Below are 12787 nucleotides of genomic sequence, written 5' to 3' on the forward strand. Positions count from 1 at the left end.
GAAAGGTGCGCTACCTGGAAGTAGCGCACCTCTGGGTCGAGTAGGGCTTCTGGGGCGGGCACGTCAGACGAGTCCCGCATCGCGGAGGGCACCTGTGATGAGGCCACGGAAGTGATGCGGGTCCAGGAGGTCCTGCCACGTCCACCGCACGACGAGCCGCCCCGTTCGCCGGATGGCGTCCTCACGTCGTTTCTCGTCGACCACCGTTTCCGACGCGGGCGTGCCGAACTGTCCCGAGTACTTGACCTTGCCGTCGAACTCGCCGATGACCTTGTCGTCCCAGCCGAAGTCGCCGCGGGCAACGAACCTGCCGTCGCCGTCGAGGATGGTCACCTGGAGGTCGGGGAGCGGGAGTCCGACGGCGATCATCGTTGCGCGGCTGAAGGATTCGCCTACGCTTTCGGATCGTGCGTCGGCCATCGAGAGCGCCTGACGCAGTTGTCGGATGCCCTTCATCTTGATGCTCGACGCCACGACGGCCTGGATCTCGGCGTGTGTGATGCCGGAGCGGAGACCACTGTCGAGGCAGCAGACTGCCTGTTCGAACGTCCCCAGGCGGGCCACGTCGGCGACCGTGCGGGCCGGCGTCGTCACCCGGACGTTGTCGACGGACATCACCTGCTCGTCCGGCAGGTTGTCGCGGTGTATGTGGATCTTGTCCCCGGTACGACCGGTCTTGGACGAGGTGAAGTGGACTGTGGTCATGTCCGGTCGGAGGAGGGGGATGCCGTGGAGCGCGGCGGCGGACTCGTGGCTGACCACGCGTCCGTTCCCGCCGACGGCCACGGCGCCGCGGATCTTCAGGCGATAGCGTTCGAGCTCGTCGTCGGGCGCGGGTCCGAGGTGCACCGCACCTCGCCATACGCTCCGCAGCGCGCCAGTCTCCTGACGCAACCGGATCTCGTCCTCGCCGAGACGGGCTGCGAGAGCGGACCGTCGGATCACGTGATTGTCGGGCATGCGCTCGATGGTGAGGCCGCCCCGGTCCGATTGCGGGTGCCTCGGCGTCCCTGTGGAATTCACTCAGACGTTGTCCACAGCCGATTGGCCTCCACAGGGTCGCTACCTCGACCACAGATTCGCTATCTGTGAATAGCGAATCTGTGGGGGAAGTAGCGATTCTGGTGGAACGGACCTACAGGCCCGGCTTCACGACGTCACCCCAGCCCTCGACGTCCTCGGGGCGACGGGGGCTCGGGCCGGTGTAGATCGCGGCCGGGCGGACCAGCTTGCCGAGGCGCTTCTGCTCGAGGATGTGCGCACACCAGCCGGCGGTCCGGCCGCAGGTGAACATCGCCGGCATCATGTGCGTCGGCACCTCGGCGAAGTCGAGGATGACCGCCGCCCAGAACTCGACGTTGGTCTCGATGGCGCGGTCGGGGCGTCGTTCCCGGAGTTCGGTGAGCGCGGCCTGCTCGAGTGCGGCGGCGATCTCGAAGCGGGGGACGCCCAATTCCTGGGCGGTGCGGCGGAGCACGCGGGCACGCGGGTCCTCGGCGCGGTAGACGCGGTGCCCGAAGCCCATGAGCTTCTCCTTGCGGTCGAGGATCCCCTTCACGAGTCCACGTGCGTCGCCGGTGTTCTCGACCTCTTCGATCATCGGCAGCACGCGTGCGGGGGCGCCGCCGTGGAGGGGGCCGGACATGGCGCCGATCGCACCCGACAGCGAGGCCGCGACATCGGCTCCGGTGGAGGCGATCACCCGTGCGGTGAACGTCGACGCGTTCATGCCGTGCTCGGCGGCGCTGACCCAGTAGGCGTCGATCGCGGCGATGTGCCGGGGATCGGGGTCGCCCTTCCAGCGGGTCATGAAACGTGCGGTGACGGTGTCGCATTCGTCGATGACGTGCTGGGGGACCGCGGGCTGGTGGATGCCGCGCGCGGACTGCGCCACGTACGACAACGCCATCACCGACGCGCGGGCGAGGTTGTCGCGGGCGGTTTCGTCGTCGATGTCGAGCAGCGGCTGGTAGCCCCAGATCGGGGCGAGCATGGCGAGCGCGGCCTGGACGTCGACGCGCACGTCACCGGTGTGGATCGGCAGCGGAAACGGTTCGGCCGGCGGCAGGCCGTCGCCGAACTTGCCGTCGACCAGGAGGGCCCACACGTCGGCGAAGGTCACCTTGTTCTCGACCAGGTCCTCGATGTCGACGCCGCGGTAGCGGAGGTTGCCGCCGTTCTTGTCCGGTTCGGCGATGTCGGTCGTGAAGGCCACCACGCCCTCGAGTCCGGCGACGAAATCCTCGGGAACAGTGTTGGCCATGGCAACCCACCTCACTCGACGTCCGTGTCGTGCATCCACGAGGATGCAATCCACGACGAACTGTAGATCAGCACGACGCCCCGCGTGTACCCCGGAGTAACGAGCACGGTCGGAGTAGCGTCAGGAAAGTGCTGGACGAGTCGCGCGACCCCATCGACCTGCCGAACATGCGCGTCGGATATGGCGGCGGCATCCCACCGAACATCGGCGAGGGCGACCGCGCCGCCGGTGCCGACGGCATCCGCGAGAACCTCGACCCGAGCTGGCTGCGGGGCGACCCGCCGTGGCTCGACCTCTTCCACGTCTGGCTCCGCGAAGCCGTCGACGCTCGGATCGCCGAGCCCAACGCGATGGTCCTCGGCACCGCCGACGCCGAGGGCAGGCCGTCGACCCGCACCGTCCTGTGCAAGGGGGTCGACGCGAACGGCGTTGTCTTCTTCACCGGGTACGACTCCGACAAAGGCCGACACCTGGCCGCGAATCCGTATGCCTCGGTGACGTTTCCCTGGATCGCGCTGGAACGGCAGGTGCACTTCCGCGGACCGGTCGAACACGTCAGCGCCCTAGAGATCCAGGCGTACTGGGAGCTTCGACCCCGCGGGTCGCAGCTCTCGGCGGCCGCGTCCGAGCAATCACGGCCCATCGGCAGCCGCGTCGAACTCGAGCAGAAGGCCGCCGAACTCGCCGAGGCCTACGGCGGGTTCGACGAGGGTGCCGAGGTCCCGGTCCCGTCCGATTGGGGTGGGTACCGCATCGTCCCGGTCGAGGTCGAGTTCTGGCAGGGGCGAGCGAACCGCCTGCACAACCGGGTTCGGCTGACCCACGTCGATCACTCCTGGCGGGCCGAACGGCTGCAGCCCTGAGCGTCGACACCCGTTCTGCGGGCCGTCAGCGGTAGTCGAGGCGGTTCGGGTCGAGTCTGGCGATACCGCACTGCGCCTGGGCGAAGATCGGTGCCCGGTACACATGGTGCGCGACGCGTACGCCGTTCACCCAGATCGTGCAGCGGGCATAACCGCCCCACGACGTGATGTTCGCGGCTGTCTGCTGTCGCTGCTTGTGTGAGGTGAAAGTGGTTGTGGTCGACCACAACCGGGTCTTCGGATCGTAGTCGCGCAGGCTCATGCCCACGCGGCCCCCGCGAGGCGACATCCGGTTGTGACCGTCGACCCACCAGAAGCCGTACGCGCTCTGCTGATCCGACGCGACCTGCACCGTGATGCGATCGCCGGCCGTCGGATACCGCGGACCGGCCTGTGCCGTCCCCGGAACCGCGAGGCCGAGTACGACGGCCACCGCGACCGTCACCACCGTCATCCAGCGTCGAACACCCATGTGCATCCCCTTCTCCGAGCCCCGACCAAGGTGCGAGGTGCGCCTCGGGCGGAATGACCATAGCGGAGGGCAGCGACCATGCGACGGCACTGTCCACAGGCGGCCTTGTGGAGTGCCTGCGTGGCCGGACGTCGGCGGGCGGTCCTAGCATCATCGAAATGCCCCGCCTCCTCGCCGACACCGCGCCGCTGCGCAACCAGTACTTCCGGCGACTGTGGCTGGCGAACATCGTCACCGTCATCGGCGCGCAGTTGAGTATGGTCGCGGTGCCAGCCCAGATCTACGAGGTCACCGGTAGCTCTGCATACGTCGGACTGACCGGTGTCTTCGGCCTGGTGCCGCTCGTCGTGTTCGGGCTGTGGGGTGGGGCGCTGGCCGACGTCGTCGACCGCCGGACCCTGCTGATCATCACGACCGTCGGCCTCATCGTCTGCAGCGCCCTGTTCTGGGCGCAGGCCGCGGCGGGCGGGCAGAACGTGTGGATCGTGTTGGTGCTCTTCGCCGTTCAGCAGGCGTTCTTCGCCGTGAACCAGCCGACGCGGACGGCGGTGCTACCGCGGCTGCTCGACGCCAAGGACCTGCCCGCCGCGCTGTCGCTGAACATGACGGTCATGCAGGCCGGCGCCATCGCCGGGCCACTCGTCGGCGGCGCCCTGATCCCCGTCCTCGGCTATTCGCTGTTGTATTTCGTGGACACGATCTTCCTGCTGCCGACGCTCATCGCCGTCGCGATGCTGCCGTCGCTGCGGCCGGAGAGCGATGCCGCGCCCAAGGTGGCCGGCCTGCGTTCGGTCCTCGAAGGGCTGCGGTATCTCGCCGGGCACAAGATCCTCCTGGCGTCGTTCCTGGTCGACCTGATCGCCATGATCTTCGGCATGCCGCGGGCGCTCTTCCCGCAGATGGCCCACGAGAACTTCGGCGGCCCCGAGGGCGGCGGCATCGCCTTCGCCCTGCTGTTCACGGCGATCTCCGCGGGAGCCGTCGTCGGTGGGATCTTCTCGGGCTGGGTCGCCCGCGTGCAGCGCCAGGGCCTGGCGGTCATCGTGTGCATCATCATCTGGGGTCTGGCGATCACCGGAACCGGGATCGCGGTGTCGTTCGCCGACGGCACAGCCATGCCGATGCTCCTCGTCGCGGTGGTGTTGCTGATGATCGGCGGTGCGGCCGACATGGCGTCGGCGGCGTTCCGGCAGTCGATCCTGCTCACCGCCGCGACCGACGAGGTCCGCGGCCGACTCCAGGGCGTGTTCATCGTCGTGGTCGCCGGCGGGCCCCGGATCGCCGACGTCGCCCACGGCGCCGCGGCCGCCTCGATCGGGGTCGCCGCCGCGACCGCGTTCGGCGGTATCGCGGTCGTCGTCGCGACCATCATCGCGGCGTTGCTGATCCCCGCCTTCGTGCACTACCGCGCCGGTCAGCGCACCTGAGAACGGGTTCCGCCGACCAGCGCGGTCTCGCGATCGGTGCCACCATGGACGCCATGACCGCCGCCGCCACCGGATTCGACGTACCGCTCATCGACATCTCGCCGTACACGCGGAACGGTGACCCGGCCGATCGGGCCGTGGTGGCGGCCAGGTTCGACGACGCGGCGAGTTCGGTCGGCTTCATCCAGGTCGTCGGACACGAGATCCCCGCCGCCGTCATCGACGAGTTCACCGCCGCCATGGACGTCTTCTTCGCGCTGCCACTGGAGCTGAAGAAGACCTACCGCACGCCGCCGGAGATCAATCGGGGATACGCGCCCCCGAAGTCGGAATCCCTGTCGTTGTCGCTGGGGGTCGAGTCCGCGGCACGCATGAACGACTTCTTCGAGGCCTTCAACGTCGGCGTGGAGGCGACGCAGTACCCGGAACTCGATCTACCCGCCGACCACTACGCGACGAACACGTGGCCGGCCGTCGAGCATTTCCAGGCGGCGGTGTCGGCATACTTCAACGAGGCACGACGCGTCGCCCACACGCTCACCAGGATCTTCGCCGATGCCCTCGACCTACCCGCCGACTTCTTCGAGGGATTCACCGACCATTCGCTCGACGTGCTCCGGATGAACAACTATGCGCTGCCGCCCGGTGAGATCGAGCTGGACGGCGACCCCACCGGCATGGGGGAGCACACCGACTACGGCATCGTGACCGTGTTGTGGGCCGACCAGGTCAAGGGTCTGCAAGTTCTCGACCAGCACGGTGACTGGCACGACGTGAGTCCCGCCGACGGTGCGTTGCTGATCAACCTGGGTGATCTGATGGCGCGCTGGACCAACGAGCGGTGGATGTCCACCTTGCACCGGGTGAAGCCGCCCGTCGTCGACGGAACGGTGGAGCGGCGTCGTTCGGCTGCCTATTTCCACGACGGCAACCTCGACGCGATGATCTCGACCCTGCCGTCGTGCGTGGGGGCGGGCAGCCGCTATTCGCCGATCACCGTGGGCGAACACATCGGTGCGAAGCTCGCCGGCTCCCGAGCGGGCCGTCCGAACCCGCACGCCCCTCGGGAGGCCGGACGTGTCCGGCAGGCGATGCGCCGAAGCCAGGGGCAGCAGTAGTCGTTCGGGCGTATGTCAGTCCGCGGTGAGCACACCCGGGTACGACGCCCGCCGTGCCGCGGTCACCGGGCAATAGTGCATCGGGTTGCCGCGCTCGCTCTGCGGCGGGAGATTGCGCGTCGGCGTGTGCACGATCGGTGCATCCACGGCGACCTTGCCGTGCACGCGATCCCACGCATCGCGCGGTCGGGGGTGGCGCAGCGCTCGCTTGGGTAGGAGCTTGTGCATCACGAGGTTGATGCCCTTACCCACCAGACGGAATAGACGTTCGTCCTTGTCGGTCCACTCGAGCCCGAGGATCTCGCGGATCGGCTCGTCGTAGAACCCGGTGGTCAGCCACATGAACAGTTTCTGGTTCTGCGGCACTAGGTACCGGTCCCACAGCCACGTCGGGATGAAGCTCAGGAACGGCGGGGGCGGCAGCTGGGTGATGTCGAGGACCGTGCGGACCGATACGTGATCACGAAGCACGTTGCGGCACATGTGGTCCCAATACTCCAGGAAGTCCTCGTAGGTCTCCGGGACGGGACGCATGGAGACGCCGTACTGGGCGTACCAGGCTTTGGACTCCTCGAAGAGCTGCCGCTTCTGGTCCTCGGTGAGGAAGGGTCCGAAGCGTTCGCACAGTCGGACGTTGCCGTACCAGAACGTGGCGTGGGCCCAGTAGAAGACGTCGGGATCCAATGCGTGATAGCGGGACCCGTCCTCCATGGTGCCCTTGACGGCGAGGTGGTAGTCGCGCACCTCTTCCCCCGTCCGGGCACCCGGGATGACGGAATCGAAGACGACGCCGCTGATCGGGTACAGGGAGCGCATCAGGCGCTGCCACCGTTCGCCGAAGAAGTCCGAATGGTCCCACACCGCCGCACCCAGCTTGGGATGCATGTTCTGGATCGACCCGGCCCACAAGCCCTGGAACATCCCCGTCCAGGTCCCCCAGATCTGCCAGGTCAGCGAATCCGGGCCAAGGGGTTCGTACCCGTGTGTCGCCGACGACGCCGCGCCGGCCGGGCAGGTGGCCTCGGCCGACGCGGCGTCGACGGGACAGGTGTCCTGGGAAGCGTGCAGAACCTCGGCCATGAGACGAAACGATAGGTTCGTCTCACTCGGGTGTCAACCGAGGTCTACCGAGAGTCACTCCGGATTCTCGTGGGTCACCGCCCGGTACCCGCGCGCTCCGGCGCGGTCGACGGCGGCGCGAACGAGACCGAACACGAGTCCTTGCAGCGCGGCGGCCACGAGAACCTCTGTGTTGCTGCGCTCGAGATCCTTGGGATCGGGCGCCGACTCGTCGTCGGAGATCCGCTTCCAGATCTGCCCGAACACCGCGCCCGCGGCGATACCGCCGAGCACGCTGGTCGCGAGGGACATCGGTTTGTACATCGCCTTCGATACGGCACTCATGACAGCTCCTTGCTCTTGGCTCGACTACAACCGCCCGACGGCGGCCTCTCAGCGACGACGGCCGGTCAGCGACGACGGCGGCGGATCACGATGAACGCGCCCAGCGCCACCACCGCGGCGACGGCCGCACCGATCAACACGGTCTGGTTCTCCTGGGCCTTCACCTGCGCGGTATGCGCGGTTTTCGACGCCGCCTCGTTCACCCGTGCCGGGACATCCAGCTTGGCCGCGAGAGCGTCGACCGTCTCGGCCAGCTCCTCCCGCTGTTGTTCGATCGGCGGCGGATCGTCGGTCGGATTCTGGTCGGGATGTGTCTCACTCATCTACAGGTGCTCCTTCACAGTCGCCACGTCACGCTGGACACTCTCGACGGTTCGCTCCGGTGCCGGGGGCACAGCGGATTTGGCGCGCTTGGCGCCGATCGCCGCGGCGGCCCCGCCGATGACCAGCAGCACGACGCCGACGATCACCGCTGCCAGCCACGCCGGCACGGCGTTCGCCAGTCCGAGCACGGCCGCCGCGACCAGCGTGCCGAGCCCGAACAACACCAGCAGCGTGCCCGCGCCGGAAATCCCCGCACCCACCCCGATGCGGGTGCCCTTACCCTTCATCTCCGCGACGGCGTGCTGTAGTTCGGTCTTCACCAGGGTCGTCGTCTGCTGTTGCAGACGTTCGACGAGTTGCACGGTCGACAAGTCGTTCACAGACGGATCACTCACGCTCGTACCTCCTATCGGGACGCTCGTATGCGTTCCCGCGGCGGTCGAAGGCGAAACATCGTGTCCGCGCGATCAGCACTGACGAAATCGGATCTCCGATCAGCACCGACGAAATCGGATCTCCGATCCGGGCACCAGCTGCGCGGCCAGGTCCACCGCGCCCGCGGCGAGGACCGCCACCACGGGGTAGCCGCCGGTGACCGGGTGATCGGCGAGGAAGATCACCGGACGGCCGCTGGGCGGGACCTGGACCGACCCGTGGGCGATCCCCTCCGAACGGAGCTCGGCGGCGCCGGCGCGATGGGCGAGGAGCGGCTGCGCCGACCCCTCCGCGCGGTCGATCCGCACCCCGACCCGATTGCTGTCGGACCCGACCAGCCACGTTCCGACGAACAGATCGGACGGCGACTCGAGATGCCCGGCCCGCGGACCCTCGTGGCACTCCAGCGCGACGACAGGAGGGTGGTCGCGGTCTGCGGGGGCGGACAACGCGGTGGGCCAATCGCCCGCCGCATGGCCCACGGGCAGACGGTCGTCCGTGCCGAGAGGTGGCGGTCCGAGCCCGGACAGCGTATCGGTCGACCGGGAACCCAGTACGGGCTCGACGTCGATCCCACCCCGCACGGCGATGTAGTTGCGCAACCCCCAACCGGGGGTGTCGAGGGCCAGCTCGTCACCGGCGCGCAGCACCAGTGCCGCGGCGAGCCCCGCGGGGACCCCGTTGTGGCGCACCACGGTATCCGCCCCGGTGACCGCGACCAGGACGTCGGCGTCGACGCGTGCCCGGAACCCGCCCATCGTCGTCTCGACGACTGCCGCCCACTCCGCGTTGCCCACAAGGCGATTGGCCAGCGCGAGGGCCCCACGATCAGCACCGCCGGAACCGGGGACACCGAGATCGGCGTAGCCGGGTCGGCCGTGGTCCTGAACAGTCGCGAGGGGTCCCGTCGCGAGAACGGTCAGCGAGGTCATGTGTCGTCGCGTCCGGCGTCGACGAAGCGGACCACCCGGCCCGCAGCGAGCCGGGCGGGGGGATCGGCACCGGCATCCCACAGCCGAACATGGGTGCGGCCCAGCAACTGCCACCCGCCGGGACTCGACCTCGGGTACACCGCGCTGTACCCGGCGGCAATCGCGACCGACCCCTCCGGAACATTCGTGCGGGCCTCCCGGCGTCGGCCGACGGCGTCGAACGGATGCGCTGCCTCGTCGTCGGCGACGAGATACCCGAAACCCGGTGCGAAGCCCATGAACTGGACGCGCCATCGGGTGCGACAGTGCAGCCCGATCACCTCGTCGGTCGTCATCTCCAGTGCCGCAGCGACATCCGGGAGGTCGGCGCCGTCGTACGCGACCGGGATGACGATCTCGTCGGTGCTGTGGGTGTCGGGATCGGCCGCGCTCTTCCGACGCCGGAGCGCCCGGCGGACACCGAGTTCATCCAGCCCGCGGCCGGGACGGGCCTGGACCAGGACGGTGTGCGCGCTGGGCACGAGGTCGGTGACCTCGGGGAGTTCACCACCCCGGATCGCTTCGCGGAGCGCCGCGACCGCGCTGAGTACCGCGGCCGACGGTGAGTCGTCGGCCGAGAAGTCGAGGACCACCGCGTCGGGGCCCGCCGGCAGCTCGTGCATCCAACGAACTTACCCCGCGCGACACGGTGTCCCACCGATTGAACTCGGGCGGAGGGGCCTGCGTCCGGTGGCAGACTCAGAGAGGACGGGCGCGGGATGGCCGACGCGGAACGTGAGGAGAGACAGTGAGAGAGATCGTCGTCTGCGGTGAGGCGCTCGTCGATGTCGTACAGCAGGGCGGTGGCCGGCACGACGCGACCGCCGGCGGTCTCGCGCCGCTCCAGCCGGCACTGGGTGGCGGCCCGTTCAACGTCGCAATTACGCTGGGACGGTTGGGGAGTGCGGTCTCACTGCTGTCCGCGGTGTCCACCGACACCTATGGCGATGCGGTCCTCGACGCACTCCGGGCCGCCGGCGTGGGAACCGCGTTGGTCCAGCGTCGTGACGAGCCCACCTCGTTGGCCCTGGCGACCATCGCCGACGACGGTTCGGCGCACTACTCCTTCTATGTGGAGGGCACCGCGGATCGCGCGATCGGCGATCCCGGCGCACTGCCGCCGACGGTCGCGGCGGTGACCTTCGGAACCCTCTCGCTGGTCCTGGAACCCGGTGCCACGGTGTACGAGAACCTGATGCGCAGATGCCGGGCCGAGGGCCGAGTCGTGGTGTTGGACCCGAACATCCGGCCCGCGGTCATCGCCGACCCCGAGGCCTATCGACGGCGCTTCCGGAGCTGGATGTCGTCGGTGGACGTGGTCAAACTGTCCGACGAGGACGCGGCCTGGCTCAACAAGGGGTCCGCGGGGAGTTCGACGACAGACTGGCTGGCCGACGGCGTCGCCGCGGTGGTCACCACGGCGGGAGCCGCGGGCATCACCGTTCGCACCGCGGCCGGTGAGGTGACCGCACCGGCTCCGGCCGTCGATGTCGTCGACACGATCGGCGCCGGGGACAGCGTGCTCGGGGGCCTCGTCAACCACCTGGATCGGCGTGGTCGACTCACGCCCGGAGCAGTGCGTTCCCTGACCCTCCAGCAGTGGCGGGAAGCGGCTGAATTCGCAGCTCACGTGGCTGCGGTGACGGTCTCGAGGCCCGGCGCCGACCCTCCGTGGGCGGGCGAGCTGAGAAGCGACTAGGTTGTACCTGTGTGTCCTACCCGGTCACTGTAAAAATCTCTGATCTGAATAAGGGGTTCGTGTGTCTGCTGAAACAGTCCCAGCCGACCAGGCGTCCGACACGGCCTCAGCGACCTTCACCTACCCCGGTGGACAGCTGGAGCTCCCGATCCTGAAGGCCACCGAGGGCACCGACTCGGTCGCGCTCGGCAAATTCCTGGCCGAGACCAATCTGACCACCTTCGACGGTGGCTTCGTGAACACCGCGTCGACCAAGTCGGCCATCACCTACATCGACGGTGACGCCGGCATCCTGCGCTACCGCGGAATCCCGATCGACCAGCTGGCCGAGAAGTCGACCTTCATCGAGGTGAGCTACCTGCTCATCTACGGGGAGCTCCCGACTCCGTCGCAGCTCGAGGACTTCACCACCAAGATCCAGCGCCACACCCTCCTGCACGAGGATCTCAAGCGCTTCTTCGACGGATTCCCCCGCAACGCGCACCCGATGCCGGTGCTGTCGAGTGCGGTCAACGCGCTGTCGGCCTACTACCAGGACTCGCTCGATCCCAAGGACGACGAGCAGGTCGAGCTGTCGACGATCCGCCTCCTCGCGAAGCTGCCGACCATCGCGGCGTACGCGTACAAGAAGTCGGCGGGACAGCCGTTCCTGTATCCCGACAACTCGCTGAGCCTCGTCGAGAACTTCCTGCGGATGACCTTCGGCTTCCCCGCGGAGCCCTACGAGGTCAACCCCGAGGTCGCCAAGGCCCTCGACATGCTGTTCATCCTGCATGCCGATCACGAGCAGAACTGTTCCACCTCGACCGTCCGCCTGGTGGGCTCGTCGCAGGCCAACCTGTTCACGTCGATCTCCGGCGGCATCAACGCGCTCTGGGGCCCGCTGCACGGCGGCGCCAACCAGGCCGTGCTCGAGATGCTCGACGACATCCGGGCCGACGGTGGCGACACCAAGGACTTCATGAAGCGGGTGAAGAACAAGGAGGCCGGCGTCAAGCTGATGGGCTTCGGTCACCGCGTCTACAAGAACTACGACCCGCGCGCCGCCATCGTGAAGAAGACCGCCGACACGATCCTGGAATCGCTTGGCGTGCAGGACGACCTGCTCGACATCGCCAAGGGTCTCGAAGAGGTCGCCCTCAACGACGACTACTTCATCGAGCGCAAGCTGTACCCGAACGTGGATTTCTACACCGGTGTCATCTACCGTGCGATGGGCTTCCCGACGCGCATGTTCACCGTGCTGTTCGCGCTGGGACGCCTGCCGGGATGGATCGCGCACTGGCGCGAGATGCACGAGGACCCGACCACCAAGATCGGCCGTCCGCGTCAGCTCTACACCGGCTACACCGAACGCGACTACGTGCAGATGGGCGATCGCTGAGCGACCGTTCCGACGCACCGCCTGACCGCCGAACACCCGACTCAAAGGAGAGTCCAGTGACCAGCACCGAGAAGCCAGTGGTCGAGTTCCAGGCGGGACCCCCGCCGACCGACCTCACCATCTCCGACCTCATCGTCGGCGAGGGCGAGGAAGCCGCTCGCGGCGGCATCGTCGACGTCCACTACGTCGGGGTCGACTACGAGACGGGCGAAGAGTTCGATTCGTCGTGGGATCGCGGCCAGTCGGCCAACTTCCCGCTGGACCGGTTGATCCCGGGCTGGCAGGAAGGCATCCCCGGGATGAAGGTCGGCGGACGCCGCCAGCTGACGGTTCCGCCCGAGCTGGCCTACGGCTCGGCCGGTGCCGGACACCGTCTCTCGGGACGGACCCTCGTGTTCGTCATCGACCTGCTCGGAGTGGGCTGACG

General features: G+C 68.1%; 15 protein-coding genes. 6 read left to right on the forward strand and 9 right to left on the reverse strand.

Annotated features, from left to right (window positions below):
- Window positions 1–63 precede the first annotated feature (63 nt).
- Entirely contained in the window at window positions 64–960 is an 897-nt protein-coding gene (locus MVF96_RS06285) for a hypothetical protein (RefSeq protein ID WP_226512719.1), read from the reverse strand.
- Window positions 961–1135: 175 nt separating this feature from the next.
- Window positions 1136–2263 carry a citrate synthase 2 gene (locus tag MVF96_RS06290; protein ID WP_065630762.1) on the reverse strand — a complete coding sequence of 376 codons (1128 nt, stop codon included), beginning with the start codon at window positions 2261–2263 and terminating at the stop codon, window positions 1136–1138.
- Between the two features lie 167 nt (window positions 2264–2430).
- Here MVF96_RS06290 and pdxH point away from each other — a divergent pair, with 167 nt between their 5' ends.
- A complete protein-coding gene (gene pdxH, locus MVF96_RS06295; protein WP_374612790.1) occupies window positions 2431–3126 on the forward strand; it encodes a pyridoxamine 5'-phosphate oxidase in 696 nt (231 codons plus the stop codon).
- A gap of 25 nt (window positions 3127–3151) precedes the next feature.
- Here the strand turns inward: pdxH and MVF96_RS06300 are convergent, their stop codons facing one another.
- The gene (locus MVF96_RS06300) at window positions 3152–3598 is read right to left on the reverse strand and encodes a hypothetical protein (protein WP_137810790.1); all 447 of its coding nucleotides are present in this window, start codon (window positions 3596–3598) and stop codon (window positions 3152–3154) included.
- 158 nt (window positions 3599–3756) lie between these two features.
- Here MVF96_RS06300 and MVF96_RS06305 point away from each other — a divergent pair, with 158 nt between their 5' ends.
- Both MVF96_RS06305 and MVF96_RS06310 read left to right on the forward strand, forming a co-directional pair.
- Window positions 3757–5025, forward strand: a complete 1269-nt coding sequence (locus MVF96_RS06305) for an MFS transporter (protein WP_247451680.1) — start codon at window positions 3757–3759, stop codon at window positions 5023–5025.
- A gap of 44 nt (window positions 5026–5069) precedes the next feature.
- On the forward strand, window positions 5070–6143 hold the full coding sequence (locus tag MVF96_RS06310; RefSeq protein ID WP_205334258.1) for an isopenicillin N synthase family dioxygenase: 1074 nt from the start codon (window positions 5070–5072) through the stop codon (window positions 6141–6143).
- A 15-nt stretch (window positions 6144–6158) separates the two neighbouring features.
- Here the strand turns inward: MVF96_RS06310 and MVF96_RS06315 are convergent, their stop codons facing one another.
- From MVF96_RS06315 to MVF96_RS06340, 6 genes are all read right to left on the reverse strand, one after another.
- Window positions 6159–7223 carry an oxygenase MpaB family protein gene (locus MVF96_RS06315; RefSeq protein WP_247451681.1) on the reverse strand — a complete coding sequence of 355 codons (1065 nt, stop codon included), beginning with the start codon at window positions 7221–7223 and terminating at the stop codon, window positions 6159–6161.
- Between the two features lie 54 nt (window positions 7224–7277).
- The gene (locus MVF96_RS06320) at window positions 7278–7547 is read right to left on the reverse strand and encodes a DUF4235 domain-containing protein (RefSeq protein WP_058251595.1); all 270 of its coding nucleotides are present in this window, start codon (window positions 7545–7547) and stop codon (window positions 7278–7280) included.
- Between the two features lie 65 nt (window positions 7548–7612).
- Window positions 7613–7870 (reverse strand): DUF3618 domain-containing protein, encoded by a 258-nt coding sequence (locus MVF96_RS06325; protein ID WP_065630768.1) that lies wholly within the window; start codon window positions 7868–7870, stop codon window positions 7613–7615.
- Window positions 7871–8266 (reverse strand): phage holin family protein, encoded by a 396-nt coding sequence (locus MVF96_RS06330; RefSeq protein WP_035718303.1) that lies wholly within the window; start codon window positions 8264–8266, stop codon window positions 7871–7873. It abuts the gene before it with no gap.
- Window positions 8267–8365: 99 nt separating this feature from the next.
- Entirely contained in the window at window positions 8366–9238 is an 873-nt protein-coding gene (locus MVF96_RS06335; protein ID WP_247451682.1) for a 5-oxoprolinase subunit C family protein, read from the reverse strand.
- A complete protein-coding gene (locus tag MVF96_RS06340; protein WP_165630393.1) occupies window positions 9235–9900 on the reverse strand; it encodes a 5-oxoprolinase subunit B family protein in 666 nt (221 codons plus the stop codon). The genes MVF96_RS06335 and MVF96_RS06340 overlap by 4 nt, the downstream gene beginning before the upstream one ends.
- 125 nt (window positions 9901–10025) lie before the next feature.
- Here MVF96_RS06340 and MVF96_RS06345 point away from each other — a divergent pair, with 125 nt between their 5' ends.
- The 3 genes from MVF96_RS06345 (at window position 10026) to MVF96_RS06355 (ending at window position 12785) form a co-directional block, all read left to right on the forward strand.
- Window positions 10026–10976, forward strand: coding sequence for a carbohydrate kinase family protein (locus MVF96_RS06345; RefSeq protein ID WP_247451683.1), 951 nt, complete (start codon window positions 10026–10028; stop codon window positions 10974–10976).
- Between the two features lie 61 nt (window positions 10977–11037).
- Window positions 11038–12360, forward strand: a complete 1323-nt coding sequence (locus MVF96_RS06350) for a citrate synthase (protein ID WP_078113443.1) — start codon at window positions 11038–11040, stop codon at window positions 12358–12360.
- A 56-nt stretch (window positions 12361–12416) separates the two neighbouring features.
- A complete protein-coding gene (locus MVF96_RS06355) occupies window positions 12417–12785 on the forward strand; it encodes an FKBP-type peptidyl-prolyl cis-trans isomerase (protein WP_205334261.1) in 369 nt (122 codons plus the stop codon).
- The last annotated feature ends 2 nt before the right edge of the window (window positions 12786–12787 follow it).

Source organism: Gordonia hongkongensis (genome assembly GCF_023078355.1).
Classification (GTDB): domain Bacteria; phylum Actinomycetota; class Actinomycetes; order Mycobacteriales; family Mycobacteriaceae; genus Gordonia; species Gordonia hongkongensis.

Excerpts from the sequence above, each read along its gene's own strand:
- MVF96_RS06285 (WP_226512719.1), bottom strand. The coding sequence starts at position 960 with ATGCCCGACAATCACGTGATCCGACGGTCCGCTCTCGCAGCCCGTCTC.
- MVF96_RS06290 (WP_065630762.1), bottom strand. The coding sequence starts at position 2,263 with ATGGCCAACACTGTTCCCGAGGATTTCGTCGCCGGACTCGAGGGCGTG.
- pdxH (WP_374612790.1), top strand. The coding sequence starts at position 2,431 with ATGCGCGTCGGATATGGCGGCGGCATCCCACCGAACATCGGCGAGGGC.
- MVF96_RS06300 (WP_137810790.1), bottom strand. The coding sequence starts at position 3,598 with ATGGGTGTTCGACGCTGGATGACGGTGGTGACGGTCGCGGTGGCCGTC.
- MVF96_RS06305 (WP_247451680.1), top strand. The coding sequence starts at position 3,757 with ATGCCCCGCCTCCTCGCCGACACCGCGCCGCTGCGCAACCAGTACTTC.
- MVF96_RS06310 (WP_205334258.1), top strand. The coding sequence starts at position 5,070 with ATGGACGCCATGACCGCCGCCGCCACCGGATTCGACGTACCGCTCATC.
- MVF96_RS06315 (WP_247451681.1), bottom strand. The coding sequence starts at position 7,223 with ATGGCCGAGGTTCTGCACGCTTCCCAGGACACCTGTCCCGTCGACGCC.
- MVF96_RS06320 (WP_058251595.1), bottom strand. The coding sequence starts at position 7,547 with ATGAGTGCCGTATCGAAGGCGATGTACAAACCGATGTCCCTCGCGACC.
- MVF96_RS06325 (WP_065630768.1), bottom strand. The coding sequence starts at position 7,870 with ATGAGTGAGACACATCCCGACCAGAATCCGACCGACGATCCGCCGCCG.
- MVF96_RS06335 (WP_247451682.1), bottom strand. The coding sequence starts at position 9,238 with ATGACCTCGCTGACCGTTCTCGCGACGGGACCCCTCGCGACTGTTCAG.
- MVF96_RS06340 (WP_165630393.1), bottom strand. The coding sequence starts at position 9,900 with ATGCACGAGCTGCCGGCGGGCCCCGACGCGGTGGTCCTCGACTTCTCG.